Source organism: Bradyrhizobium lablabi (assembly GCF_900141755.1).
Classification (GTDB): domain Bacteria; phylum Pseudomonadota; class Alphaproteobacteria; order Rhizobiales; family Xanthobacteraceae; genus Bradyrhizobium; species Bradyrhizobium lablabi_A.
In genome coordinates this window covers 2,926,395-2,952,385 of sequence record NZ_LT670844.1, presented here as the reverse complement: position 1 = coordinate 2,952,385, position 25,991 = coordinate 2,926,395, and the positions used below count along the sequence as shown (strand labels likewise).

The following is a 25,991-nucleotide window of genomic DNA, read 5'->3' as shown; positions in this document are numbered from 1 at the left end:
CTGGAGGGTCGCTTCCTGCGGACGCCGTGCCGCAGCGAAAACAGGCGCAAATCCGCGCCGCCACCAAGTGATATGCTATCGCGCGCAGCGTGGTCCGTTGGGAGGGGAGCATGCACAGGAGGGAATTCGCAAAGTTGATAGGAGGCCTGGGGGCGGCGGCGGCTTGGCCAACTATGGTCGTCGCACAGCAATCCGCGAAGGTTTGGCGGATTGGATTTCTCGCCCACAGATACGAGACGTTTTACGATCCATTGTTTCGGGGACTTGAAGAGCTAGGATACAAGGAAGGTCGCAACCTCATTGTTGAGCGGCGGTATGCGGAAGGACAGGCCGAACGATTTCAGGAATTTGCGAATGAAATGGTCCGGCTGAAAGTGGACCTCATCGTGGTCGTTACCACGCCGGCTGGCCTGGCCGCCAAAAAGGCAACCTCAACCATCCCTATTGTCCACCCAGCCGCAATTGATCCCGTAGGAACGGGTCTGGTCGCCAGCTTGGCTCATCCCGGCGGAAACTTGACAGGGCTGTCCGTCCTTAACGCGGAAATGAGCGCCAAGCGGCTGGAGGTTCTCAAGGAGGTCGTGCCGGCACTAACAAAAGCAGCGCTTCTCTGGAATTCAGCCAATCCGGCTAATTCTTTGGCTTGGAAGGAGTCGGAAAACGCTGCTCGCGCGCTAGGCGTTATCCTAAGTTCCCAGGAAGTGCGAGAGCCTAAGGATTTTGAGCGCGCTTTCGACGCCATGACTAAGGACCCGCCAGAAGTACTGCTCGTATTACAAGACGCCCTGACGTTGGAATACCGCAAGGAGATCATTGCGTTCACATTGAAGAACCGTTTGCCAAGCATGTTTGTTGGCAAAGAATGGGTCACCGAAGGCGGTCTAATGTCTTATGGCGACCGCTTACCTGAGCGATATCGCCGCGCCGCAGATTTGGTCGATAGGATTTTGAAAGGCGAGAAGCCAGCTGATTTACCCGTCGAGCAACCGACGAGGTTCGAGTTCGTTATCAACCTGAAGACAGCAAAGGCCATAGACCTCAAGATTCCACCTTTCCTCCTAACCCGTGCCGACGAGGTAATCGAATGAGTTGGATCGGAGGAACAACGGCGCATGCTGCCGATTTTGTTTTTGCGACAGGATCAATCTCTAAGTGATGCACGACGGCTGCTTGGGCGATCCTTTGGAAAGCGCATGTACAGAAGGGACTTTGCAAGGTTCTCGACCTCGACGACACGCTGACCGATCCGAAAATCGGAATCACCCGGTCGATCCAATATGCGCTGGGTGCGCTCGATCATCCCGTCCCGGCGGAGCAGGATCTGCTGTGGTGCATCGGGCCGCCCTTGAAGGCAAGTTTCAGGACCATGCTCAGTAGCGAAGCTTTGGCCAAGTGCGAAAAGAAAGCGGCCCCCGACGAACAAGCCGTCAAGGGCCGCCGACAGATCGACACAGATAGAGAGAGATCAGTCTCGCTCACACCGGCCGAATTGATCGTCCGCGCGGGTGGGAATGTCCGAGTTGGCGCAGCCGAAGAACCCTTGCAGTCCGGGCTGGCCGGCGTAGCCGAGATGATCGAGCCTGAAAATGTCCTCTACCGTCTTCAGCATGGAATAGTGGTTGTAGGGGACGTTGGACACGATTCCGGGCTTCAGGAACGGCGATAGCAGCACGGCGCCCGTGCGATCGCCACCGAAGCTTTGGAAGCTGAATATCACATTGGGGAACGGAGTTGTGGTCTGCGGGAAGGGCCCGATGTTGGGTCCGGGTTGCTGACCGCAGCAGGTCTCGCCCGCTGCACTGATGACGAAGTTGCCCTTTCCACCCGGCGCTGCGTCGAGGCTAGCCTCGTCGAAGTTGATGATCAATAACCCGTCCTCCTTGTAGGCGGGCGAGTTCAAGATCATCGGGACAGTTTTCTGCAGGAAGGCATCGGCCCCGGCGAGGCCGCCGGTCTCTCCGTTCTTGCATTTCGCATCATGGCCGTCATGGCAGAGATTGGGCGTGATGAACGCGAAATTCGGCGTCGTCGACTCGTAGGCCAGGTCCTGCGCCAAACGATTGAAGTTGACCACGTTGTTGGCGCAAGCGCCGCTATCGATGAGCGAGTGGAAGTAGACGAAAGGATTGTGGCGCGCGGCGTACTGATCCGCCGCCTCGGCCGCTTGCGTATCATCGCCTTGGTTGAGGGCTACTTTGCCAAGGGCAAGGGGCTGGCCGCAGGTTGCCTGCTCGCGAGCCGGATCGTTGCCCATGTCCTCCATGTAACCACGCCAGGTCTTGCCGGCTGCTTTGAGCTGATCGGGAAGCGTCCTGATGACGGCGGGGTAGACGCAACCGGTGCCGATCGCTTGACCGTCCAGAGTGATCCCGGTGAGCGCGAAATCCTGATATACGCCGCAGTCGTTGCGGGTCTGCGGCGTCGCCGCCTGGCCGCTGATCATCGCGATGTAATTGTCGAGGCTCACATGCCCGGTGCCGAAATAATTGTTGAGCATGACGCCCTGGCTCGGCAGGGTCTTCGACAGGAAGGGCGCGGGCGAATTGGGTCCAAAGGTGACGTCAAAGCCTTCGTTCTCGAGTACAATGACAAAGACATGGCCGATCCGGCCGTCTCGATCGCCGTGATCACCGTCGCGCGCCATCGCCGACGGTGCAGCCGCGAGCGTTCCTATGAGCATGGCCGTGGCGAGCGGCCATTTGGCGAAGTCGAACATGGATGACCCCCAAAAGCTGATGACAATTCGATTTGCACGGGTCACATTGGCGAACCGCGCCGGGATATCGTGCTAGCGACCTAGTATTACAAGTGCGCGACGGGGGCATGAACCGAACCCGGGCAGGCAGGCTCTTGAAAAGATCGAACGCGTCCTTGTGTCAGCACGCCCTGGTTTGAGTGGATGATGGACGCGATCTTTTTCGACCTTGACGGCACACTGACCGATCCCAGGATCGGAATCACGCGGTCGATCCAGTATGCGCTGGCTGCGCTCGATCATCCCGTCCCAGAGGAGCAGGATTTGCTGTGGTGCATTGGGCCGCCCTTGCTCAAAAGTTTCAGGACCATGCTCGGCAGGGAGGCTTTGGCGGAGCGGGCGGTTGCGCTCTATCGCGAGCGGTTTTCCGAGATCGGGATTTACGAGAACAGCGTCTATTACGGCATCCCGGATTTGCTCGCCGCGCTCGTTGGCGGTCCGCGGCTGTTCGTGGCCACCAGCAAGCCCGCCATATTCGCCGAACGCATCATCGCCCATTTTGGCATGACGTCATATTTCGAACGGGTCTTCGGCAGCGGGCTCGATGGCGCCTACGCCGAAAAAACCGAGCTCCTTAAATACGCACTCGAGCAAAGCGGGCTGGACGGACGCCGCGCTGTGATGGTCGGTGACCGGAGTTTCGACATGATCGGCGCGCGCCACAACCAGATGACATCCGTCGGCGTTCTCTATGGCTATGGATCGGAAGCCGAACTGCGCGGTGCCGGTGCGCAACATCTCTGCGCGACGCCGCAGGATTTGCGGACTTTGCTGGATCGCTTGAAAGGCCGGGATTGACCTGCGAGAGCATCAATATGCATCGTTGGTGATCCGGCCCCGGCCTTCGCCGGGACGACGGGGGAGGGCTAGCTCGCCGCTTCCAGCCGCACTTCGGTCAACAGCCGCATCGCGGCATCGGCATCCATCGGCTCGCCGAACGCAAACCCTTGCGCGTATTCGCAGCCAAGCTGATAGAGCTCGACCGCATCCGAATCGGTCTCGGCGCCTTCGGCAACCACGTCCATGCCGAGGTCGTGGGCGAGCGCGATGATCGATTTCAGGATCACCGGGCGGGTGCCGCGGCTGGTGGTGCGGACAAAGGATTGGTCGATCTTGATGGTGTCGAACGGGAAGCGCTGCAGATAGGCGAGCGAGGAATGGCCGGTGCCGAAATCGTCCAGCGATAAACCCGTGCCGAGCTCGCGGATGCGGGTCAGCATCTGCGCGGCGTGCTCGGGGTTCTCCATGACCAGCGATTCCGTCAGTTCCAGTTTCAGCGTGCCGCGCGCCACCGAGGAGCGCGACAGCACGGTGCGGATGTCGTGGATCAAATCGTGCCGCAGCAATTGCCGCGAGGAGACGTTGACGCTGGCAAAGATCGGCTCGCGCGAACGCATCGCGCGCTGCCAGACCGCGAGCTGCCTTGCGGTCTGGTCCAGCACGAACATGCCGAGGTCGACGATCAGGCCGATCTCCTCGGCGATCGAGATGAATTCCACCGGCGACATGCGCCCGAGTTTTGGGTGATCCCAGCGCGCCAGCGCCTCGAAGCCGGCGATGGAGCGGTCTTCCAGTCGCACGATCGGCTGGTACAAAATGGTGATTTCCTCGCGCTCGATGGCGCGGCGCAGTTCACTTTCCAGGGTCAGCCGGTCGGTTTTGCGCGCGCGCATCGCCGGCTTGTAGACGTCGATACGGTCGCCGCCGATGCGCTTGGAGTGATACATCGCAAGCTCCGCATCCTTGATGATCTCGTCGGAGAGCTGCGTCTGCGGATCGGACAGCGCGAGCCCAATCGAGGCCGTGAGAAAAATCTCGCGGTCGTTGAAGGCGATCGGGGCGCGGATGGTTTTGCGGATGGTTTCGGCAAACGCCGTGATGCGCGACGGTTCCTGTTCCGACATCAGGATCAGGCCGAACTGGTCGCCGGCGAGCCGTGCCAAAGTGTCCTGTGGTTTGAGGATGCGGGTCAATCGCCGCGCCAATGTCAGCAGGATGGAATCGCCGACAGCGATGCCGACGGAATCATTGACCTGCTTGAAACGGTCGAGATCGATCACCATCAGCGTCGGCCGCAGGTTCGGCATGGTTTTGGCGAAATTGGCGACCGCCCCTAAGCGGTCGATGAACAATTTGCGGTTCGGCAGGCCGGTGAGATTGTCGTGCACGCTGTCGTGCAGCATGCGCTCCTCGGCATTTTTCGCTTCGGTGACATCCGTCAGCGTGCCGACCACGCGCGAAACTTCGCCGTCGGAGCCGACCACCGGACGGGCTTTGAGCGCGAACCACATGAAGTGACCGTCGGGCGTGCGCAGCCGAAAATCCTGCACCAGGCGTCCGCGGCGCTGGTCGAGCACGCTGTCGAGCGCGGCGCGGAAACGATCCTGGTCGAGCGGATGCAGCACCTCGAGCCATTTTGCCGCCGGACCTTCCAGCGTGCCGCGCTTCAAGCCGAGCAGAGCCTCGGTTTCGGGGCTGGTGAAGACCTTGTCGGCCGAGACGTCCCAGTCCCAGATCAGGTCGCCCGAGCCGGTCAGCGCCAGCGCCCGCCGCTCGACGTCGGAGACGACGCCGGTGGTGGCGCCGCCGCCGGCGAACGCGTGCTGCATCACCGTGAACCCGATCAGCATCACGATCAGCACCAGGCCGCCGAGCAGCGCCGGGCCGACGATGTCGTTGGTGACGCTGCCCGCGACCGTCATGCCGGCGGCGATCACCCAGACCACCAGCAGGAACCAGGTCGGGATCAAGAGCACGGCGCGATCGAAACCGTGGGTCGACAGATAAACGATCAGCGCAAAGCCCGCGAACGCGATCAACACCAGCGACATTCGCGCGATGCCGGAGGCGACCGCCGGATCGAACAGCGCCAGCGCCACCAGCGAGCCGAGAAAGAAGAGCCAGCCGACGGTGATATGGGAATAGCGCACATGCCAGCGGCTGAGATTGAGATAGGCGAACAGAAACACCAAAAGCGTCGCGGCCAGAATCGCTTCGCCGGCGGCGCGCCAGACCCGCTCGGCATTATTCGACATGTCGAGCACTTTGCCCCAGAAGCCGAAATCAACGCCGATATAGACCAGCACCGCCCAGGCAAGGGCTGCTGCGGCCGGGAACATGATGCTGCCCTTGACCACGAACAGGATGGTTAACACCAGCGCCAGCAGGCCGGAAATGCCGATCACGATGCCCTGGTAGAGCGTGAACGAGTTGACCTTGTCCTTGTAGGCGTCGGGCTCCCAGAGATAGAGCTGCGGCAATTTATCGGTGCGCAATTCCGCAACGAAGGTGATGACCGAGCCGGGGTCGAGCGTGATGCGGAAGATGTCCGCGGTCGGGCTTTCCTGGCGTTCGGGACGGTCGCCGGTTGACGGCGTAATGGTGGCGATGCGCGACAGTCCGAGATCGGGCCACAACAATCCCGAGGAGACGATGCGGTAATGCGGCGCCACGATCAGGCGGTCGAGCTGGTCGTCGGTATTGTTCGCAAGCGCGAACACCACCCAGTTCTGGCCGCCCTCGCGGGCGCGCACCTCGATGCGGCGGACGATGCCGTCGGTGCCGGGAGCTGTCGAGACCTGGATGCGGTCGGTGTCGCTGTGCTGATGGTCGAGCACCGCGGTGAGGTCGATCGCGGGCGCGTCACCGCGGACGCTGACGGCGTCGATGGCGCGCGCCGGCGGTGCCGCGGCAAAAATCATGAGGCCCAGCGCGAGGGGCGCAAGGCACCTGATCAGACGCAATGTCAGTTCTCCGCGATCACATGATGCTTCCGCGCGGAAAGCGGCCCGCCCGGCATTCTCGGATAAATGACATGAATGCGAGGAAAATCAAAGGGTTTCCGGTCACGCGTCGCTCGCGAGCGTTAAACGGCCAACACAATTTTGCCAATATGTTCGCTGGTGTCGATGCGCCGGTGGGCGTCGGCGGCCTTTTCCAGCGGGAATGTGCTGTCCATCAGGGGTTTTATGCGCCCCTCGCGCAGCAGTGGCATCACCTTGGCCTCGATGGCCGCGACCATCGCCGCCTTGTCCGTATTGCTACGGGGGCGCAGCGTCGAGCCGGTGTGGTGCAGCCGTTTCACCATCAGCAGGGCAAAATTGACCGTCGCCTTGGCGCCGCCGAGCGTCGCGATCTGGACGATGCGGCCCTCGACCGTGGCCGCGTGGTAATTGCGCTCGATGTAGTCGCCACCGACCATGTCGAGGATGAGATTGGCGCCGGCACCGTCGGTCGCGGCCTTTACCTCCGTGACAAAGTCTTCGGTCTTGTAATTGATGGCGCGGTCGGCGCCGAGTTTGAGGCAAGCGCTGGCCTTTTCGTTCGATCCGACAGTGACGATCACTTTTGCGCCGAACGCCTTGGCGAGCTGGATCGCCATGGTGCCGATGCCCGAGGAACCGCCATGGATCAGGATGGTCTCGCCTGCTTTCAGTCCGCCACGCTCGAACACATTGTGCCAGACCGTCATCAGCGTTTCGGGGATCGCGCCGGCCTCGAGCATCGACAGCGACGGCGGCACCGTCATCGCCTGGGTATCCTGCGCGATGGCATATTGCGCGTAGCCGCCGCCGGCGACCAGCGACATCACCTTGTCGCCGACCTTGTGTTTGGCCGCGCCGGGACCGACGGCTACGACTTCGCCCGCGACTTCAAGGCCAGGCAAGTCGCTGGCGCCGGGCGGCGGCGGATAGACGCCGGAGCGCTGCGCGACGTCGGGACGGTTGACGCCGGCGGCCGCGACCTTGATCAGGATTTCGCCCGGACCGGGTTTTGGCACCGGGCGGGTTTCGGGCAACAGCACCTCGGGGCCGCCCGGCTTGCTGATGCCGATCACGGTCATTTGCGCGGGCAGATTTTCCATGATGTGTCCTTGGCCAAAGCCTAATAATTTGAAGAGGCACCTGCTTAGCCAGCCGCGCCGCGGCTTGCAACCGCTTCAGGGAACCTCGCATCCGGAGGACAACGCATGGCCACCGAAGACGACGACAGACCAAGGAAAAAAGTCACCCATGAGATCGGGCAGGACCTGTCGCTCTTGTCGGTCGAGGAGCTCACCGAGCGCATCGCGCTGATGACGTCTGAAATCGAGCGGCTGCACGCTGCGATGACGAAAAAACGCGCCTCGAAGGACGCGGCGAACAGTTTTTTCAAATCGTGATCTGATTAAAGCGCGATCTCTTTCTTCCCTGTCCCGCGCTTCGCGGGGGAGGGTGCCGAGCCAAGCGAGGCGGGTGGGGGCTCTCTCCGCGAATCCCAATGCGGAGAGAGCCCCCACCCCCAGCCCTCCCCCGCAATCGCGGGAGAGGGGGCGCACCGCGCTCGATGCAGCCACTCGGCCAATGGCCGACATGGCAAACGAAGCTTAAATAAAATCGCGCGTTTACGATCGATTAAGCTTTCTCACCTATGACTTGCAGTGTCCTCGTTTGGACACCGAGTGGCTCCTGTCCACTCTGTTTGACGCCTCCCTGTTATCAACTTCAAAGCCGCCGGAAACGGCGGCTCTTTTTTTGGCGTCGCGGCATTTTCGGCCGCTTGTCTCAAATCCGCACCCTTTTATTGCGGTTTGATGAATGACCGCACATCGCGGAAACCATAAAAACGCTTGCGGCTGGACTCTCCCCTTAAGCCGAGCAATGATTTGTTCATCATAAGCCGTGCGGTGTTAACCCCGGTAACGTAAACAGTCGTGTGAGGCGTTAACCATGTCGGATCGTTCGCAAGGCGAAACCGCTCTCGTCCAATTCAACGAACGGCTCACCAATTCCGCCGCCTTCGGCAGCCTGTTCCGGCAGGGCATGGACCTGGTCGAGGAGACCGCCGCCTATCTCGATGGCGCCGGCCGCGCTGAAGCCAAGGCGCTCGACCGCTCCGTCAGCCTGACTTACGCGACCGAAAGCATGCGGCTGACCACGCGCCTGATGCAGTTGGCGTCATGGTTGTTGCTGCACCGCGCGGTCAAGGAAGGCGAGATGACGCTGACCCAGGCCAATCGCGAAAAGACCAAGGTCAAACTCTCGGCCGCCGATCCCGGTCCGGACGAGATGATCGAAAAACTGCCACAGCAATTGCAGGACCTGATCGCCCGCTCGATGGCGCTGCAGTCAAAAGTCCGCCGTCTCGATACCACGATCCACGCGCCGGCCACTGAGCGCGCCGCGATCGGCAATCCGCTGGTGCCGCAGCTCAACCGCCTGAAGGCCGCGTTCGAGCGGTAAGGCTCTCTGCAATCCGATCACCGTCATTCCGGGGCGATGCGAAGCATCGAACCCGGAATCTCGAGATTCCCCGATGCGCAATTGCGCATCTGAGGTCTGGTGCTAACGCACCATCCCGGAATGACGGCTCCCAAAACAAAAACGCCCCTGACCGAGCAAGGGCGTTTTGGCATCTCGCCTCGAACGAAGGCCTAACCGGCCTCAATCCTTCTTGAGGAAGCCCGAAAACTTCTTCTGGAACCGCGACACGCGGCCGCCGCGGTCGAGGATCTGCTGGGCGCCGCCGATCCAGGCTGGGTGCGACTTGGAGTCGATATCGAGGTTCAATTTGTCGCCCGGCTTGCCCCAGGTCGAGCGCGTCTGGTACTCGGTGCCGTCGGTCATGACGACCGTAATCATATGATAATCCGGGTGAATTTCGGCTTTCATGGCAATTCCTTCGGCGCGCCGCGCCTGTCCTAGAGATGCAAAAGGGGACGGATTTGGGCCGCTCTATAACGCCTAAAGCCCGCCAAAACAAGCCAAGGATCTGAGAAGTATCGGACAAGCATCGCGAAAGCATCTGCCAAGTATGTTCCCGGATTGGTTCATTTCGGGTTTGCCTGCGCTGGCCGCGGTGCCTATCTGGAGCTGACAGAAGCGATTGGTCGAGACCTCATGAGCGTAGTGGAACGGCTTGAAGACCGGCATGGCGAGGTGCCACCGCGGCGCGATTTGGATGCGGCCGAGCTATCCTCGATCGAAGCGGAACTGACGCAATCGGCGGCGAAGAGCAGCGCGCGGTTACGTCCGTTATTGGCGCTGGCCCCTTATATCGCGCGTTACCGTGGACGCGCGGTGCTGGCGCTGATCTCGCTGACGATTGCCGCAATCACCACGCTCGTGGTTCCCGTCGCGGTGCGGCGGATGATCGATTTCGGGTTCACGCCCGAAGGCATCGCATTGATCAACAGCTATTTCAGCGTGATGATCGCGGTGGTCGCAATATTGGCCTTCGCCAGCGCGTCGCGATTCTACCTGGTGATGACCATCGGCGAACGCATCGTCGCGGATCTGCGGCGCGACGTGTTTTCTCATTTGATGTCGCTGTCGCCGGCGTTCTTCGACTCGGCGCGCTCAGGTGAACTGATCTCGCGGCTCACGGCCGACACCACACAGATAAAATCGGCGGTCGGCGCGTCGGTGTCGATTGCGCTGCGCAACTTCTTGCTGTTCGTCGGCGCCACCATCATGATGGTGATCACGAGTCCTCGATTGTCGGGCTTGGTCCTTTTGGCCATTCCTCTGATCGTGATTCCGCTGGTGGCGTTCGGGCGCTGGGTGCGGCGATTGTCGCGAGGCGCCCAGGATACGCTGGCGGAGGCGACCGCCTATGCCTCCGAACTGGTCGGTGCCATCCGAACCGTGCAGGCCTATACCAGCGAACAGCTTGCGAATGCGCGCTTCGGCGCCGAGGTCGAGCAGGCCTATGAGGCGGCGCGCAGTTCGACGCGGGCACGGGCGGTGCTGACCGCGATCATCATCTTCATCGTATTCACCAGCGTGGTCGCGATCCTCTGGATCGGCTCGCATGATGTGCTGACCGGCGCGATCACCCCCGGCCGGCTCGGCCAGTTCGTGCTGTACACGGCGTTCGCCGCGGCCGGCCTCGGCCAGCTCTCGGAAGTCTGGGGCGAGGTTTCCGCTGCCTCTGGCGCAGCGGAACGATTGTTCGAAATCCTGCGCGTCAAGTCGGCGATCGCGGCTCCGGCCTCGCCGCGGGCCTTGCCGGCGCCGGCGCGCGGCGATGTCGCCTTCGAGGGCGTCAGCTTTGCCTATCCGACGCGGCCGGATGCGCCGGCGGTCGACGGCGTTTCCTTGGGGGTGCGGGCCGGCGAGAAGGTCGCGATCGTCGGTCCCTCGGGCGCCGGAAAGAGCACGCTGTTTCATTTGCTGCTGCGGTTCTACGATCCCGCGCGCGGCGTGATCGCCTTTGACGGCGTTCCGATCAGGGCGGCCGATCCGCGCGAGCTGCGCGCGCGCATCGCGCTGGTGCCGCAGGAATCGGTCGTGTTCGCCGCGAGTGCACGGGAAAACATCCGCTTCGGCCGGCCCGACGCCACCGATGCCGAGGTCGAGCGCGCGGCCGATCTGGCGCATGCCACCGAATTCATCCGCCGGCTGCCCGGCGGCTTCGAGGCCCAGCTTGGCGAGCGCGGCGTGACGCTGTCCGGCGGCCAGCGCCAGCGCATCGCGATCGCGCGCGCCATCCTGCGCGACGCGCCGCTGTTGCTGCTAGATGAAGCCACCTCGTCGCTGGATGCGGAGAGTGAAACGCTGGTGCAGACCGCGCTGGAAGAACTGATGCGCCACCGCACCACGCTGGTGATCGCCCATCGCCTCGCCACGGTTCTATCCTGCGACCGCATCCTGGTGATGGAGCAGGGGCGCATCGTCGAGCAGGGCACCCACGCCTCGCTGGTCGCCGCCAACGGGCTTTATGCGAGGCTGGCAAGGTTGCAGTTCGAGGGGGTGTGAGGCCGGGCGCCACGCACGGCCGTCATCACCCGCCACCCGGTCCGGCCTTCGGCCGGCCGGATGACAGGCTCCATCGGGTGATCCAGTATTCCAGGACGCCAGCGATCGAACCGTGAAGCCGCGGCGTACTGGATACTCCGCTTTCGCGGAGTATGACGACCGAATATGGAGAGGCGCCGTGAACAACACTTACGGTTTCCACTCCATCCGCAGCACCGGCCTCCCCGACGTCGGATTCACATCCTCGCCTGCATGCACAAACCCGTTGCGCTCGTAGAAGCGGATCGCACGCGCATTGTCGGTGTTGACCAACAGCGTGATGCGATCAGGCGAGCGGCGCTTTGCCTCGTCGACCAGCGCGGTCGCAAGCTCCGAGCCCCAGTGATCGGGGGCAACGACGAGCTGGTCGAGATAGCCCGATGCGTCGATCGTAACAAAACCGGTCAGGACGCCTTCTTGCTCAGCGACAATGATCTCAGCCTTCGGCGCCAACTCATTGCGCCAGCGCTCGCGCCACCAATTTACCCGCGCGGCGAAATCGATCGATGGATAGGTCTGCTGCCAGGTCTCAAGCCACAGCGCGATGGCCGCGTCTTCGTCCTCGGCGCGATAGGGACGGAGATGAAAGGGGGCGCTCATCAAGCTAACGCCGTCATGCCCGGGCTTGTCCCGGGCATCCACGTCTTTCTTTTCGGTGGCGCCAAAGGACGTGGATGGCCGGGACAAGCCCGGCCATGACGACGAGGAAGGATAAGCGCCGAAATCACGCCTACCGTTCCGTCAGCTTCAATTCGATACGCCGGTTGCGCTGATAGGCCTCTTCGGTCGGAGCTGTATCGAGCGGCTGGAATTCCGCAAAGCCGGCCGCGACCAGCCGCTGCGCCGGCACGCCGAGCGAGATCAGGTACTGCACCACCGAAATCGCGCGCGCCGACGACAATTCCCAGTTCGATTTGAACTGCGGGCTGTTGACGATCGGCCGCACGTCGGTATGGCCGTCGACCCGCAGCACCCAGGCGATTTCGCTCGGGATCTGCTTGTCCAGATCAATCAGCGCAGTCGCCACCGTGTCAAGTTCGGCGCGGCCTTCGGGCAGCAATTGCGCCTGTCCGGTGTCAAAAAATACTTCTGACTGAAAGACAAAGCGGTCGCCGACGATCCGGATGTCGGGCCGGTTGCCGAGAATGGCGCGCAAGCGCCCAAAGAATTCCGAGCGGTAGCGCGACAATTCCTGCACCCGCTGCGCCAGGGCGACGTTGAGGCGCTGGCCGAGATCGGCAATCTTGCCCTGCGATTCCTTGTCGCGCTGCTCCGAGGCATTGAGCGCGTCTTCCAGCGCGGCAAGCTGGCGGCGCAAGGCTGAGATCTGCTGGTTCAATACCTCGATCTGGGCCAGCGCCCGCGCGGTCACCTGCTTTTCGGAATCCAGCGCCTTGTTGAGTTCGTTGGCGCGGCCGGCGGCATCGTTGCCGGCGCTGGCAAGGCCCTCATAGAGCCCCTTGACGCGATCGCGCTCGGCCTCGGCGGAGGCGAGGCCGGCGCGGAGCTGCGAGAGCTGGTCGTTGAGATTGAGCTCGCCGAGTTTTTCCAGCGACAACAAATCGTTGAGCTGCGCGATCTTGGCGTTGAGCTCTTCCAGCGCCTTGTCCTTGCCGGTGACCTCCTGTGACAGGAAGAACTGCACCACCAAAAACACCGACAGCAGGAACACGATCGACAGCACCAGCGTCGACAGCGCATCGACAAAGCCCGGCCAGTAGTTGAATCCGGACTCGTTGCGGCGTGAACGGGCGAGGGCCATTTCAAATTCTCCGTTAACGCATTCTTCCAGTTCAGTGGCTTCATCCTTCGAGACGCCGCGAAGACGCGGCTCCTCAGGATGAGGTCTTAGACCCTCATGGTGAGGAGCGCGGCAACGCCGCGCGTCTCGAACCATGTGGCCGGGGAAACGTGCTGCGTCCGGGGCACGATCCCTAACTCTTCTCAGGCTGGCGCGCGAGGCGCTCGAGCAATTTCTTGATCTCGCGGTTCTGCTCGCCCTGGCCGTCGGCCCATTCGCGGATCATCTGCTGCTCGGTGCGCATATGCGCGACCAGGCCCTGAATCGCTTCGGCGAGATTGGCCATCGCCGCGGTCGTGCCGCGACTGGCGCCGCCTTCTTCCAAGGTCAGCCGCAGCCGGTCGACCGCGGCCTGAAGTTCGCCGCTGCCGCCGGTTCCGGTCTCCTTGGAATATTCCCTTACCGTGGTCGCGAGCCAGTCTTCGAGGTCGGTGTAGAAGCGGTTCTGCGCCTGGCTCGATTGCAGGTCGAGGAAGCCGAGGATCAGCGATCCGGCGAGGCCGAACAGCGAGGACGAAAACGAAATGCCCATGCCGCCGAGCGGCGCGGCGAGACCTTCTTTCAGCGTGTCGAACAGCGCGCCGGCGTCGCCGCCGACCTTTAGGCCGTCGATCACCTTGCCGACGGAACCGACGGTTTCGATCAGGCCCCAGAACGTGCCGAGCAGCCCGAGGAACACCAATAGGCCCGTCATGTAGCGGGAAATGTCGCGCGCCTCATCGAGCCGGGTGGCGATCGAATCCAAGAGGTGCCGCATGGTCTGCTGCGTGATCGTCATGCGCCCGGATCGCTCGCCGCCGAGGATCGCCGCCATCGGCGCCAAAAGGGTCGGGTGGCGTGCGATCGCAAGGCCGGGATCGGCGATGCGGAAATTGTTGACCCAGGCGACCTCCGGATAGAGCCGGATCACCTGACGGAACGACAGGATGATGCCGACCGCGAGCACGAGGCCTATGAAGGCATTGAGGCCGGGATTGGCGAAGAACGCGGTGATGATCTGCTTGTAGAGCACGACCATCACGAGCGCGCACAGCACCAGAAACACCAGCATCCGGACCAGGAAAATCCGCGGCGAGGACAGCTTGGTGAGTTCGATTTCCATCGCGGAGCGGGAGGAGGGGCCTGCGGGCATTACCGATGTCATCCGTTGGGGGAGCCGATTTCGGGCACCAATATGGCACAGCGTGCCCGAGAAAAAAGCCGGTTGCCGTCCGTTTGCGGCGGGAACAGGGAACTTCGGCGTGAAACCGGGCTTGAAGCAAAGCGTATTTCACAAATGCTTCGCGCCTCCAAGGCGGTTAACGGGCTTTTTGCATGAACCTTTCGCATCTTTGGGCGCTGGCCGGGATTGCATTGTCGCTCTCGATCCTGATGGCGATCGCCTGGCCGGTGCAGCAGCGCACCGGCAATTCCGGCGGGGTCGATACCATCTGGACGTTTGCGGTCGGGCTGACCGGAGCCGGGAGCGCGCTGTGGCCGATCGCCGGCGCCGCGCCGAACTCGCCGCAAAAGGGAGCTGTTCCATGAGCTTCGCGTCAAAGATCATCGGCACCGCCGAGCGGGTGCCGCTGCCCGACCTCATCATCCGCGCCGCGATCCAGCGGCTATGCTCGCGCACCGCGACGCAGTTCGCCTCCGGCAGCGCGGCAAGCGACGCGGCCTTTGCCGACGCCATGGCGGCGCGCGCGATCGCCGAATTCACCGACGAGGCCAATGTCGGGCATGACGAAGTGCCGGCGGAATTCTTTGCCTGCGTGCTCGGCCCGAACCGCAAATACTCATCGTGCTTCTACCGGGAAGCAAAATCCACCTTGCAGGAGGCCGAGGAAGAGGCGCTGCGTCAGACGGTTGCGCATGCCGATCTCGCCGACGGGCAATCGGTCCTCGAACTCGGCTGCGGCTGGGGCTCGCTGTCGCTGTGGATGGCGCGGCAATTCCCGAATTCGCAAATCATCGCGGTATCGAATTCGCGCCCCCAGCGCGACTATATCGAGCGCGAGGCCAATTCGCGCGGGCTGAAAAATCTCCGGGTCATCACGTCAGACATGAACGTGTTCGACCCCGAGCGCCAGTTCGACCGCATCGTGTCGGTCGAGATGTTCGAGCACATGATGAACTGGCGCGAATTGCTGAGGCGGGTCAGATCATGGCTCGCCCCCGACGGCTGTTTCCTCCTGCACATCTTCACCCATCGCTCGGGCACCTATCTGTTTGATCGCGCTGACCGCGAAGACTGGATCGCGCAGCATTTCTTCACCGGCGGCGTCATGCCGAGCCATCATTTGATCCGGCAATACTCTGACTTGTTCGATGTCGAAAAGGAATGGCGCTGGAGCGGAACGCATTATCAGCGCACCGCGCTCGACTGGCTCGGCAATCTTGATTCTCGGCGCGAGGAGATCGAAGGGATTCTTCGCTGCGTCTACGGCAACGACACCGGCTTGTGGATGCGCCGCTGGCGCTGGTTCTTCCTCGCCACATCAGGGCTGTTCGGCTACGCCGATGGCAGCGAATGGGGGGTCAGTCATTATCGGATGCGGAAGGTGTCGTAACCGCCGTCATGCCCGCGAAGGCGGCATCCAGTACGCCGTGACGCCTGAGTTCAACACCGGCGCCACGGCGTACTGGATCATCCGCTTTCGCGGATGATGACGGCAAGGCGCCGTCACTTCCCCAGCGGCTTCAAAATCTTCACCAGCTCGGCATGAATGAATTCATTGCCGCAGATCACGTTGCCGGTTTTCAGCGGGTCGTCGTCGCCTTCGATGCCTGAGACGATGCCGCCGGATTCGCGCAGGATGATTTGCCCCGCCGCCATGTCCCACGCTTGCAGATTGCGTTCCCAATAGCCGTCGAGGCGGCCGGCGGCGACGAAGGCCATGTCGAGCGAGGCCGCGCCGAACCGGCGCAGGCCCGCCACGCGCGGCTGGATTTCGGCAAGCTCTGCGCGCGACAATTCGAAATCGCCGCGGCCGATATGCGGCAGCCCGCAGGCGATCACTGTGTCGGAAAGCTTGCGGCGGCCGGCGACGCGCAAGCGCTGATCGTTGAGGAAGGCGCCCTTGCCGCGCTCGGCGGTATAGAGCTCGTCATTGGCGGGATTGTAGATGACGCCGGCAATCAGCGTGCCCTCGCGCTGCAGGCCGATCGAGATCGCAAAGTGCGGGATGCCATGCAGGAAATTGGTGGTGCCGTCGAGCGGATCGACGATCCAGGTGTGGGCTTTGTCGTCGCCAATACGCGACCCGCCCTCCTCGCCGATAAAACCGTAGCCCGGCCGCGCCTTGGTCAGGTCGTCGTGCAGCATCTCCTCGGCGCGCTTGTCGGCGAGAGAGACAAAATTGGCCGGCCCCTTCAGCGACACCTGGAGGTTCTCGATCTCGCCGAGATCGCGCTTGAGACTGCGGCCGGCGTGGCGCGCGGCTTTGACCATGACGTTGATGAGGGCTGAATGCAGCATGATTTCGGCTTCAAAGCGACCCGAAGCGTCAGGTCAGGACAGGGATGGGCGGATTGGTGGCTGTGGGTTGCCCTGCGGTTGCGATGGCGTCAAGGCGGATCATTTGGTGCCGAGCCATTTGCGGGCGGCGGCTTCCGCCTTGGCGCGGTCCTCGGGGCTTAATTCGGCGAGCGCCTCGTCCAGCAGGGGGTCGCCCTTGCCGGCGGTTTTCGCGACAATGTGCCATTTAAGGCCCTCGATCTTGTCCATCGGCGCGCCCTGTCCGCCCACCAGCACGCGCGCCAGGCGGTTTTGGGCGATCGGGCTGTTTTGCTTGGCGGCCTTGCGCAAGAGCGCCACCGCGGCGGCCTGGTTCTGCGGCGTGCCGGTACCGTTAAAGAGCGCGATGGCATATTCGACTTCGGCGTCCACGTTGTCGGCGAGCGAAGCCGCCTGCAACAGCCGCACCGCCTTTTCCATGTTCTTCTCGACCCCGGTGCCTTCCTTGTAGAAAGTCGCGAGCGCGTATTGCGCTTCCGCATTGCCGGCGTCGGCGGCAAGCCGAAGCAACTCCGCCGCGCGTTTGAGGTCCTGCGGCAGCGTCTGTCCGTCGAGATAGAGCAGCGCCAGATTATACGCCGCCTTTGGCTCGCCGAGCTTCGCCGAGGACGCCAGCAGTTTGACGACTTCCTCGCGGTTGGTGGGGCCGCCGCGGCCGGCGAGGCGCATCATGGCGAGCGCGAACATGGCCTCGCGGTCGCCGGCATCGGCGGCGCGCTTGTACCATTCGGCGGCCTTGGCATAGTCGCGCTTGACCCCCATCGCATTGCCGTAGAGTTCGCCCAGCATCGTCATCGCCTTGGGATCGCCCTTGTCCTGCGCGCGCTTGATCGCAAGATCGAACGCGGTCTTGTACATGCCGCGCTGATAGGCGCCGTACACCAGGTCGACATTGGGGTCGTCGGGCTCGGGCGTCGGCGTGACGGTCGCGGTCGGCGCCGGCGTTGCCGCGGGCTTTGGGGTCGCCGCCGGCTTCTTGGCGATGATATGGGCTTTTGCCTTCGGCTTGGCGGGCGGTTGCGCGGGCGGCGTCGCTGCGCCGGGAGGCGATAGCGAGACTTGCGCCGCCGCGCTTGCGGTCAGCATCAGGGCGCAGGCCACGATCGATATCGGACGCAGGAGCTTCATTCGCCCGCTAACCCTGTTCGGCTTTGGCTTTTCCGGACGTTTCGGCGTAAGCCTGCCTGATGGCCTGCTCCACCTCCGTCAGCGCCACTGCTGCGCCGCGGGGATCGGCCCAGACGAAATCGCCGGCGAGGACGAAATCCGCGCCCGCCAACGCGAACTCATAAGCCTCTTCGCGGGAAGCCGCAAAGCCGACGCAGGGCGGTTCGAACAATTCGGCCCACCATTGCAGGCGCTCGGCGATCGCCTCGACCGACGGCCGCTTACCCCGCGCGTCGGGCTCACCGAACAGCACGTAATCGGCACCCAGCTCGCCCGCGGTCATCGAATCATGCCGCGTCGCAAGCCCGCCGATCCCGGCGATGCGGTCGGGCTTTAGCGAAGGCAGCGCCTCATTGAGGGCTTCTATCCCGGTCAGGTGGGCGCCATCGGCGCCCGCCCGCGCGACCAGTTCGGGATGGCCGTCGAGCAGAAGCGCAGCACCTCGGTCCTGGACCGCGGGCGCCAAGGCTTTGATTCGCGAAATCATGCCGCGCGGGTCGGTTGGCTTCAGCCGCAGCAGCACCGCCGCGACGTCGGCTCCGGCCAAGAGACCCGGGAGGTTAGCTACCAGAGATGCGGGATCGTCCACTTCCGGTGTCGCGAGATAGAGACGCGGCACCGGGCGCGGCGGAACGGGTTTGGTGGCCATGATGTCGGCTTGATGCCCCCGGACTACGGCCAAAAAAGGGGCGGGTTAAAGCCCGCCGCCCTGACGTCACGCGACTTTGGGATCGAGCTCGCCCTTGACGTAGCGCTTGGCCATCTCGGCGGTGGTGAGGACTTTCTTGATCTTGCTGGCCTGACCGGCGGTGTTGAATTCCTCCAGCCGCTGCTTGCAGAGCTTGCTCATCGCCTCCATCGCCGGCTTGAGATATTTGCGCGGATCGAACTCTTCCGGATTGCTGGTCAGGACCTTTCGGATCTGGCCGGTCATCGCCATGCGGTTATCCGTGTCGATGTTGATCTTGCGCACGCCGTTCTTGATGCCGCGCTGGATTTCGGACACCGGCACGCCCCAGGTCGGCTTCATCTTGCCGCCGTTGGCGTTGATGATCTCCTGCAGATCCTGCGGCACCGAGGACGAACCGTGCATCACCAGATGCATGTTCGGCAATTTGCGGTGGATTTCCTCGATCACGTTCATGGCGAGGATGTCGCCGTCCGGCTTGCGGGTGAACTTGTAGGCGCCGTGCGAGGTGCCCATCGCGATCGCCAGCGCGTCGACTTTTGTCTCCTTGACGAATTTGACCGCCTCATCCGGATTGGTGAGCAACTGGTCGTGGGAGAGTTTTCCCTCGGCGCCGTGGCCGTCTTCCTTGTCGCCCATGCCGGTCTCGAGCGAGCCCAGCACGCCCAGTTCGCCCTCGACCGAGATGCCGCCGAGATGGGCCATGTCGGTGACCGTCCTGGTGACGCCGACATTATAGTCCCAGTCGGCCGCGGTCTTGCCGTCGGCCTTCAGCGAGCCGTCCATCATGACCGAGGTAAAACCGGCCTGGATCGCGGTCATGCAGGTGGCGGGCTCGTTGCCGTGGTCGAGATGCACGCAGACCGGGATCTGCGGATAGATCTCGGTGACCGCGTCCATCATGTGCTTGAGCATGATGTCGTTGGCGTAGGACCGCGCGCCGCGCGAGGCCTGGATGATGACCGGCGCGTCGACCGTGGAGGCGGCGTCCATGATCGCGAGCGCCTGCTCCATGTTGTTGATATTAAAGGCCGGCACGCCGTATTCGTGTTCCGCCGCGTGGTCGAGTAATTGACGCAACGTGATGCGAGCCATCTCTTTTGTTCTCCGCGTTTGGGGTGACAGCAGGCTGTCACTGTTTCAAATTCCAAAGTATCCGGTTCTCAGACAAAACCCAAGAAGGCTGCAAGCGCTCGCTCGACCCTTCCGAGATCGGCAGCGCCAAGACGTCCGAACACGTTACCCACTTTGGTCAGTGGCAACGTGCTGCACTTGTCGGCCATCACCTGAGATGGCGACTGCAGCCCATTCTCGGAACTTGGGTTGATCAAGATGCGGAAAATTTCGGCGGGGAGAACGTCGGAGGTGAAAGGCAGAAACGTTATTGAACCAAGATGATTGAACCGGTCAGCTTGCACGATAACCGCGGGACGGGGCTTGCCATATGCGCCGGGCAAAGCGACCGCCACGATATCCCCTCGGTTCATTTTCAGCCTTCGATCTCGATGTTGGACAGCTGTTCGAGCAGAAGCTTCTCGTCTGGGCTATTGTTAATGATTTCGATTTCGCGCGCGAGCTGCTCGGCATATCCCGGCGCATTTACATCCGGAACCCAGATCGTCACCGGCTTGAGTCCGGCCGCCTTCATCTTGTCTCGGTGCTTTTGGACCCGCTTTGCGTTATCGGCCATGACACGTTCCCTTCGAACCGAAGTGTTACATGTAACATAAATCGTGGCGGATACTGGTTCAAGTTGCGTCACTGTGCCCTTAGCACCTCGACCCCGGGCAGGGGTTTGCCTTCCATCCATTCAAGAAACGCGCCGCCCGCGGTCGAAACATAGGTGAAATCCTGGGCGACGCCGGCCTGGTTGAGCGCCGCCACCGTGTCGCCGCCGCCGGCGACCGAAATCAGCTTCTTTGCCTTGGTCCGCGCGGCGGCGTGGCGGGCCGCCGCCACCGTGCCGCGGTCGAACGGCGGCAGCTCGAAGGCGCCGAGCGGGCCGTTCCAGACCAAGGTCGCGGCGTCGTCGATCGCGGCAATGATCCGCTCGATCGACTGCGGGCCGACGTCGAGGATCATGCCCTCGGGCGGGATCGCGTCGAGGCCGTAGGCATGCGACGGCGCGTTAGCGGCGAAGTGAAATGCGACAATGGCGTCGACGGGCAGGATGATCGCGCAATTGGCTTCATACGCCTTTTCCATGATCCGCAGCGCAGTCGCCGCCAGATCCTTCTCCGCCAGCGACTTGCCGATGCCTATGCCCTGCGCGTGCAGGAAGGTGTTGGCCATGCCGCCGCCGATCACCATGGCGTCGACTTTCTTGACGAGGTTTTCCAACAGATCGATCTTGGTGGAAACCTTGGCGCCGCCGATGATCGCAATCACCGGCTTGGTCGGGTGCTCCAATGCCTTGCCGAGCGCCTCGAGCTCGGCCTGCATGGTGCGGCCGGCATAGGCCGGCAGCACATGGCCGAGGCCCTCGGTCGTGGCATGCGCCCGGTGCGCCGCCGAGAACGCGTCATTGACCCAGATGTCGCCGAGTTTTGCCAGTTCAGCCACGAAGGCCGGATCGTTCTTTTCTTCTTCCTTATGAAAACGCGTGTTTTCCAGGCAAAGGATGTCGCCGTCCTTCATCGCAGCGACGGCTTTTTGCGCCGCCTCGCCGATGCAATCGTCCGCGAAGGCGACCTCCTTCTTGATCACTTCCGCTAACGCCGTGGCAACGGGCTTGAGCGATTCCTTGGGATCGCGTCCCTTGGGCCGGCCGAAATGCGCGAGTAGGATCACCTTGCCGCCCTTGGCGGATATCTCGGTGATGGTCGGCGCGACCCGTTCGAGCCTTGTCGCGTCGGTGACGCGGCCATTTTCCATGGGCACGTTGAGATCGACGCGCAGCAGCACGCGCTTGCCCTTCGCGTCGACATCATCGAGGGTGCGGAAAGTTTTGGACATAGACTGTCTCTCGCGGCCCATCCTTCGAGACGCCTCGCTGCGCTCGGCTCCTCAGGATGAGGTTTCTCCCTCATGGTGAGGAGCGCGCTCTTCGCGCGCGTCTCGAACCATGAAGCCAAAAATCAGAGCAATTTCCCCATCGCCACGGCGGTGTCCGCCATGCGGTTGGAAAAGCCCCATTCATTGTCGTACCACGCCATCACCCGCACCAGCGTGCCGTTCTGCACCTTGGTCTGGTCCATGTGGAAGGTGGCGGAATGCGGATCGTGGTTGAAGTCGATCGAGACGTTGGGCTGTGTGGTGTAGCCGAGGATGCCCTTGAGCTGCTGCTCTGAGGCGCGCTTCATCGCCTCGTTGATCTCTTCCTTTGTGGTCTTGCGGTTGGCGACGATCTTGAGATCAATCACCGAGACGTTCGGCACAGGCACCCGGATCGAGACGCCGTCGAGCTTGCCCTTCAGTTCCGGCAGCACCAGGCCGATCGCTTTCGCAGCTCCCGTCGAGGTCGGGATCATCGACATCGCCGCCGCCCGGCCGCGATAGAGGTCCTTGTGCAGGGTATCGAGGGTCGGCTGGTCGCCGGTATAGGCGTGGATCGTGGTCATGAAGCCGGTCTCGATGCCGACGCTGTCGTTCAAGACTTTCGCCACCGGCGCCAGGCAATTGGTGGTGCAGGAGCCGTTGGAGACGACGAGCTGATCTTTTGTCAGTTTGTCGTGGTTGACGCCGTAGACGATGGTCGCATCGGCTCCGTCGGCCGGTGCGGACACCAGCACGCGCTTGGCGCCGGCGGTCAGATGCGCGGAGGCCTTGTCCTTCGCCGTGAAGATGCCGGTGCATTCCAGCGCGATGTCGACGCCGAGTTCCTTCCACGGCAGTTTTGTGGGATCACGCTCGGCCGAAACCTTGATCTTGCCGTTGCCGACGCTGATCGAATCGCCATCGACCGTCACCGTGCCCGGAAAGCGGCCATGTACCGAATCGAAGCGCAGCAAATGGGCGTTGGTCTCGACCGGGCCGAGATCGTTGATGCCGACCACCTCGATATCCTTGCGGCCGGACTCGGCGATCGCCCGCAGCACATTGCGGCCGATGCGGCCAAATCCGTTGATCGCGACCCGGATTGCCATTCAACTTCTCCTCAAAGGTTCGAAAATCGCATTGTTTGCGGCGGGTTTGACCGTTTTCTAGGCAGTTTCATGCCCTGAACCCACGGCCGTTGCAATGCATCATAAACCCGAACATTCCGATAGCGCTACTTCACATTCAGAGGTTTTGCAGGCGCTTTGCCGCAGCCTCGACGGCCGCTTCGGCCGTGATTCCGAAATGCTTGTACAGCGCCTTTGCCGGTGCGCTGGCGCCGAACGAGCTCATGCCGATGAAAATCCCGTCCAGGCCGATCACTGCGTCCCAGCCGAACCGCACCGCGGCTTCGATCGCGATCTTGACCGGGGCGTTGCCGATGATCGCCTTGCGATGTTCCGCAGGCTGCGCCAGCAGCAAGTCGAGCGAGGGCACCGAGACCACTCGCGCCGCGATGCCGCGCGCGGCGAGTTCCTTCTGCGCGGCGACGGCGATTTCGACCTCCGAGCCTGAGGCAAACAGCGCCACTTTCGCCTCACCTTGCGCGGCCACCAGTTGGTAGCCGCCATGGCCCGATAGATTTTCCGAACTGGCCGATACGCGCACAGGCGTCAGGTTCTGCCGCGACAGCGCCAGCACCGTAGGTCCCGTGGTGTGTTCGAGCGCGAGCTGCCAGCACTCGGCGGTTTCCACCGCATCCGCCGGGCGGAACACGCGCATGTTCGGCATCGCGCGCAGCGCCGCCAGATGCTCGACCGGCTGATGCGTCGGCCCGTCTTCGCCGAGCCCGATCGAATCGTGGGTCATGATGTAGACCACCGGCGTATGCGACAGCGCCGCGATCCGCATCGAGGGCCGCGCATAGTCCGTAAAGCACAGGAAGGTGCCTCCGGCCGGCGCGAAGCCGCCATGGGTCGATAGGCCGTTCATGGCCGACGCCATGCCCATTTCGCGGATGCCGTAATGGATATAGCGGCCGGAAAAATCGGCCGGAGTTACTTCCTTCAGGCCCTTGGTGCGGGTGTTGTTGGAAGGCGTGAGATCGGCCGAGCCGAGCAGCAATTCCGGCATCGCAGGGACCAGCGCCTCGAGCGCCATCTCGCTCGCCTTGCGGGTCGCAATCGTCGGCGGCTCGGCGACGAGTTTTTCCTTCAATTTGCGGATGGTGTCGGCAAGTGCCGGCGGGCGCCGTCGCTCGATCACGCGCCTTGTGAATTCTTCGCGTTGCGCATCGCCCATGGCGTCAAAACGGCTGCGCCAATCAGCATGGGCGCTGGCGCCCTGCTTGCCGACATTGCGCCAGGCGGCCAGCACGTCATCGGGAATTTCGAACGGGCCGTAATCCCAGCCCAGCGCCTTCTTCGCCGCCAACAGTTCGTCGGCGCCGAGCGCCTCGCCATGCGCTTTCGAGGTGCCGGCTTTGGTCGGCGCGCCGAAACCGATCGTGGTCTTGCAGGCGATCAACGTTGGTCGGTCGGACGACTGCGCCTGCGTGATCGCAGCCGCGATCGCCTTTTGGTCGTGGCCGTCGATCCGGACCGCGTTCCAGCCATGGGCCTTGAAGCGCGTCACCTGGTCGACAGAGTCGGTCAGCGTGATTGGGCCGTCGATGGTGATGCCGTTGTCGTCATACAGGAAAATCAGCTTGTTTAGTTTCAGGTGCCCGGCAAGCGCTGCCGCTTCATGGCTGACGCCCTCCATCAAATCGCCGTCGGAGCACAGCACATAGGTGTAGTGATCGACGATATCCTCGCCGAATTCCGCCGCCAGCAGTCGCTCGGCGAGCGCCGAGCCGACCGAGAACGAGATACCCTGGCCGAGTGGCCCGGTCGTCGCCTCGACGCCGGGCGTCATGAAATTTTCGGGGTGACCGGGGGTCTTGGAGCCGAGCTGCCGGAAATTCTTGATCTCATCCAGCGTCATTTCCGGATAGCCGGTGAGATAGAGCAGCGCATACAACAGCATCGAGCCGTGGCCGGCGGAGAGAATAAAACGGTCGCGGTCGGGCCAGCGCGGATCGGCGGCGTCGAACTTTAAAAACTGCGTGAACAAGACGGTTGCGACATCGGCGGCGCCCATCGGCAGGCCGGGATGGCCGGATTTGGCCTTTTCGACGGCATCCATCGCCAGCGCGCGGATCGCATTGGCCATACGGGAATGATCGACGCGGGTCATGATGAAAATCCGCCTGAAATGAGGTGCTTGGTGGCGATCCGCTGGTCTTGCGAATGGCCTTGGAACACCCCTGTTGGCAAGGGGAAACGAGCGCTGGATAGCATCTGTATCCCCGAACTCCAAGGCAGTGCAACGCGCCGCGGTGCCGAAAAGTTGCTTTGCGGTGCATAGCTTTGAACCGGCGTTGCGCTGGCCTTGCTTGCCACGTAAATTTCGCCTCGTAACCGCTTGCCGAACCGCGGATTTTTTCGCAGGCCCGGCGGGCTTGAGCCAGGGTCCGCGCCATCTGATGAGCGATCGTCCCGCCAACGGTGCCGGCAATGCCGAGCCCCTATCCGTCGACATCGACGCCGCGACGCGGCGGCTGATGGCGGCGCTCGACGCGCTGGAAAGCGCGGTGGAACGGCGGCGCGAAGCCGATCGCGACGAGAATGAGCTGGCGATCCGGATCCAGGCGCTGGGCGTCGACCGCTCGCGGCTCGCCGACGAGCTCGATGGCTCGCTGGTCAAATCGCGAAGGCTCGAGCGCACCAACCGCGAGATTGCCGAACGGCTGGATGCGGCGATCGGCACCATCCGCGCCGTGCTCGATGCCGGAGAGACCTCATGAGCCATATCAACGTCACCATCAACGGCCGGCAATACCGGATGGCCTGCGAGGAGGGGCAGGAGGTGCGGCTGTTAAAGCTCGCCGAGTCTCTCGAATCGCGCATCCAAAGCCTGCGCGGCAAGTTCGGCGAGATCGGCGACGCGCGGCTCACCGTGATGGCGGCGCTGACGGTGTGCGACGAACTGCTCGATTCCGGCAACCGCATCCGCACCCTGGAAGAGGAGATCGAGTCGCTGCGCGACGTCCGTGTCGCCGCCGCCGATCGCGCCCGGGCGACGCAGACAGCCGTCGCCAATGCGCTGAACGCCGCCGCCGACCGGATCGAGAAAACGACGCAGGTCTTGAACCGCACCATCGGCGGCGGGGTCGCGATCGGGTAGTTCATCCGTCATTGCGAGGAGCGCTTGCGACGAAGCAATCCAGCTTTCTTTCCCCGACCGGAAAAGCTGGATTGCTTCGCGGAGCCTGTCATCGGGCGCGC

24 protein-coding genes and 1 pseudogene are annotated in these 25,991 nt (G+C 62.8%); 9 read left to right on the top strand and 16 right to left on the bottom strand.

All coding sequences use genetic code 11. From position 1 onward, the window contains the following. The first annotated feature begins 110 nt into the window (after positions 1-110). Positions 111-1,088, top strand: a complete 978-nt coding sequence (locus B5526_RS13765; protein ID WP_079538758.1) for an ABC transporter substrate-binding protein — start codon at positions 111-113, stop codon at positions 1,086-1,088. A 377-nt stretch (positions 1,089-1,465) separates the two neighbouring features. Here B5526_RS13765 and B5526_RS13760 read toward each other — a convergent pair whose 3' ends face one another. Further along, on the bottom strand, positions 1,466-2,716 hold the full coding sequence (locus B5526_RS13760; RefSeq protein WP_079538756.1) for an alkaline phosphatase family protein: 1,251 nt from the start codon (positions 2,714-2,716) through the stop codon (positions 1,466-1,468). A gap of 186 nt (positions 2,717-2,902) precedes the next feature. On the opposite strand from B5526_RS13760, the gene B5526_RS13755 reads away from it, so the two are divergent. Next, complete coding sequence (locus B5526_RS13755) at positions 2,903-3,553, top strand: HAD family hydrolase (protein ID WP_079544981.1); 651 nt, start codon at positions 2,903-2,905, stop codon at positions 3,551-3,553. 68 nt (positions 3,554-3,621) lie between these two features. Here B5526_RS13755 and B5526_RS13750 read toward each other — a convergent pair whose 3' ends face one another. Both B5526_RS13750 and B5526_RS13745 read right to left on the bottom strand, forming a co-directional pair. Further along, entirely contained in the window at positions 3,622-6,498 is a 2,877-nt protein-coding gene (locus B5526_RS13750; RefSeq protein ID WP_079538754.1) for an EAL domain-containing protein, read from the bottom strand. 122 nt (positions 6,499-6,620) lie between these two features. Next, the gene (locus B5526_RS13745) at positions 6,621-7,619 is read right to left on the bottom strand and encodes an NAD(P)H-quinone oxidoreductase (RefSeq protein WP_079538753.1); all 999 of its coding nucleotides are present in this window, start codon (positions 7,617-7,619) and stop codon (positions 6,621-6,623) included. Between the two features lie 105 nt (positions 7,620-7,724). On the opposite strand from B5526_RS13745, the gene B5526_RS13740 reads away from it, so the two are divergent. Continuing rightward, positions 7,725-7,916, top strand: a complete 192-nt coding sequence (locus B5526_RS13740; RefSeq protein ID WP_079538751.1) for a DUF1192 domain-containing protein — start codon at positions 7,725-7,727, stop codon at positions 7,914-7,916. Positions 7,917-8,463: 547 nt separating this feature from the next. After that, on the top strand, positions 8,464-8,976 hold the full coding sequence (locus B5526_RS13735; RefSeq protein WP_079538749.1) for a DUF1465 family protein: 513 nt from the start codon (positions 8,464-8,466) through the stop codon (positions 8,974-8,976). A gap of 201 nt (positions 8,977-9,177) precedes the next feature. On the opposite strand, the gene rpmE is transcribed toward B5526_RS13735, so the two are convergent. Then, positions 9,178-9,405: a 50S ribosomal protein L31 gene (gene rpmE / locus B5526_RS13730; RefSeq protein WP_079538748.1), complete on the bottom strand. Its 228-nt coding sequence runs from the start codon at positions 9,403-9,405 to the stop codon at positions 9,178-9,180. Between the two features lie 228 nt (positions 9,406-9,633). Between rpmE and B5526_RS13725 the strand changes: the two genes are divergently transcribed. Next, positions 9,634-11,493, top strand: coding sequence for an ABC transporter ATP-binding protein/permease (locus B5526_RS13725; protein WP_079538746.1), 1,860 nt, complete (start codon positions 9,634-9,636; stop codon positions 11,491-11,493). A gap of 189 nt (positions 11,494-11,682) precedes the next feature. Here B5526_RS13725 and B5526_RS13720 read toward each other — a convergent pair whose 3' ends face one another. From B5526_RS13720 to B5526_RS13710, 3 genes are all read right to left on the bottom strand, one after another. Continuing rightward, positions 11,683-12,132, bottom strand: coding sequence for a GNAT family N-acetyltransferase (locus B5526_RS13720; protein WP_079544980.1), 450 nt, complete (start codon positions 12,130-12,132; stop codon positions 11,683-11,685). A 130-nt stretch (positions 12,133-12,262) separates the two neighbouring features. Beyond that, positions 12,263-13,294: a peptidoglycan -binding protein gene (locus tag B5526_RS13715; RefSeq protein WP_079538744.1), complete on the bottom strand. Its 1,032-nt coding sequence runs from the start codon at positions 13,292-13,294 to the stop codon at positions 12,263-12,265. A 172-nt stretch (positions 13,295-13,466) separates the two neighbouring features. Further along, on the bottom strand, positions 13,467-14,465 hold the full coding sequence (locus tag B5526_RS13710) for a flagellar motor protein MotA (protein ID WP_079538742.1): 999 nt from the start codon (positions 14,463-14,465) through the stop codon (positions 13,467-13,469). A gap of 182 nt (positions 14,466-14,647) precedes the next feature. Here B5526_RS13710 and B5526_RS13705 point away from each other — a divergent pair. Both B5526_RS13705 and B5526_RS13700 read left to right on the top strand, forming a co-directional pair. Further along, a pseudogene (locus B5526_RS13705) lies at positions 14,648-14,842 on the top strand (DUF1295 domain-containing protein); the annotation flags it as partial. A 14-nt stretch (positions 14,843-14,856) separates the two neighbouring features. After that, positions 14,857-15,885 (top strand): SAM-dependent methyltransferase, encoded by a 1,029-nt coding sequence (locus B5526_RS13700; protein ID WP_079538741.1) that lies wholly within the window; start codon positions 14,857-14,859, stop codon positions 15,883-15,885. Between the two features lie 113 nt (positions 15,886-15,998). Here the strand turns inward: B5526_RS13700 and B5526_RS13695 are convergent, their stop codons facing one another. The 9 genes from B5526_RS13695 to tkt form a co-directional block, all read right to left on the bottom strand. Beyond that, the gene (locus B5526_RS13695; RefSeq protein ID WP_079538739.1) at positions 15,999-16,793 is read right to left on the bottom strand and encodes an inositol monophosphatase family protein; all 795 of its coding nucleotides are present in this window, start codon (positions 16,791-16,793) and stop codon (positions 15,999-16,001) included. A gap of 99 nt (positions 16,794-16,892) precedes the next feature. Beyond that, positions 16,893-17,960, bottom strand: a complete 1,068-nt coding sequence (locus B5526_RS13690) for a tetratricopeptide repeat protein (protein WP_079538737.1) — start codon at positions 17,958-17,960, stop codon at positions 16,893-16,895. Positions 17,961-17,967: 7 nt separating this feature from the next. Beyond that, a complete protein-coding gene (locus B5526_RS13685; protein ID WP_079538735.1) occupies positions 17,968-18,648 on the bottom strand; it encodes a thiamine phosphate synthase in 681 nt (226 codons plus the stop codon). A gap of 66 nt (positions 18,649-18,714) precedes the next feature. Then, a complete protein-coding gene (gene fba / locus B5526_RS13680; protein ID WP_079538734.1) occupies positions 18,715-19,782 on the bottom strand; it encodes a class II fructose-bisphosphate aldolase in 1,068 nt (355 codons plus the stop codon). A gap of 68 nt (positions 19,783-19,850) precedes the next feature. Further along, positions 19,851-20,174 carry a type II toxin-antitoxin system PemK/MazF family toxin gene (locus B5526_RS13675; RefSeq protein WP_079538732.1) on the bottom strand — a complete coding sequence of 108 codons (324 nt, stop codon included), beginning with the start codon at positions 20,172-20,174 and terminating at the stop codon, positions 19,851-19,853. 2 nt (positions 20,175-20,176) lie between these two features. Further along, complete coding sequence (locus B5526_RS13670) at positions 20,177-20,377, bottom strand: antitoxin MazE family protein (RefSeq protein WP_079538730.1); 201 nt, start codon at positions 20,375-20,377, stop codon at positions 20,177-20,179. Between the two features lie 68 nt (positions 20,378-20,445). After that, the gene (locus B5526_RS13665; RefSeq protein ID WP_079538728.1) at positions 20,446-21,642 is read right to left on the bottom strand and encodes a phosphoglycerate kinase; all 1,197 of its coding nucleotides are present in this window, start codon (positions 21,640-21,642) and stop codon (positions 20,446-20,448) included. Between the two features lie 122 nt (positions 21,643-21,764). Beyond that, positions 21,765-22,772, bottom strand: coding sequence for a type I glyceraldehyde-3-phosphate dehydrogenase (gap, locus tag B5526_RS13660; RefSeq protein WP_079538726.1), 1,008 nt, complete (start codon positions 22,770-22,772; stop codon positions 21,765-21,767). Between the two features lie 136 nt (positions 22,773-22,908). Then, positions 22,909-24,900 (bottom strand): transketolase, encoded by a 1,992-nt coding sequence (gene tkt, locus B5526_RS13655; protein WP_079538725.1) that lies wholly within the window; start codon positions 24,898-24,900, stop codon positions 22,909-22,911. A 289-nt stretch (positions 24,901-25,189) separates the two neighbouring features. On the opposite strand from tkt, the gene B5526_RS13650 reads away from it, so the two are divergent. Beyond that, on the top strand, positions 25,190-25,510 hold the full coding sequence (locus tag B5526_RS13650; RefSeq protein WP_079544979.1) for a DUF4164 domain-containing protein: 321 nt from the start codon (positions 25,190-25,192) through the stop codon (positions 25,508-25,510). Next, positions 25,507-25,890, top strand: a complete 384-nt coding sequence (locus tag B5526_RS13645; protein WP_079538723.1) for a cell division protein ZapA — start codon at positions 25,507-25,509, stop codon at positions 25,888-25,890. The genes B5526_RS13650 and B5526_RS13645 overlap by 4 nt, the downstream gene beginning before the upstream one ends. The last annotated feature ends 101 nt before the right edge of the window (positions 25,891-25,991 follow it).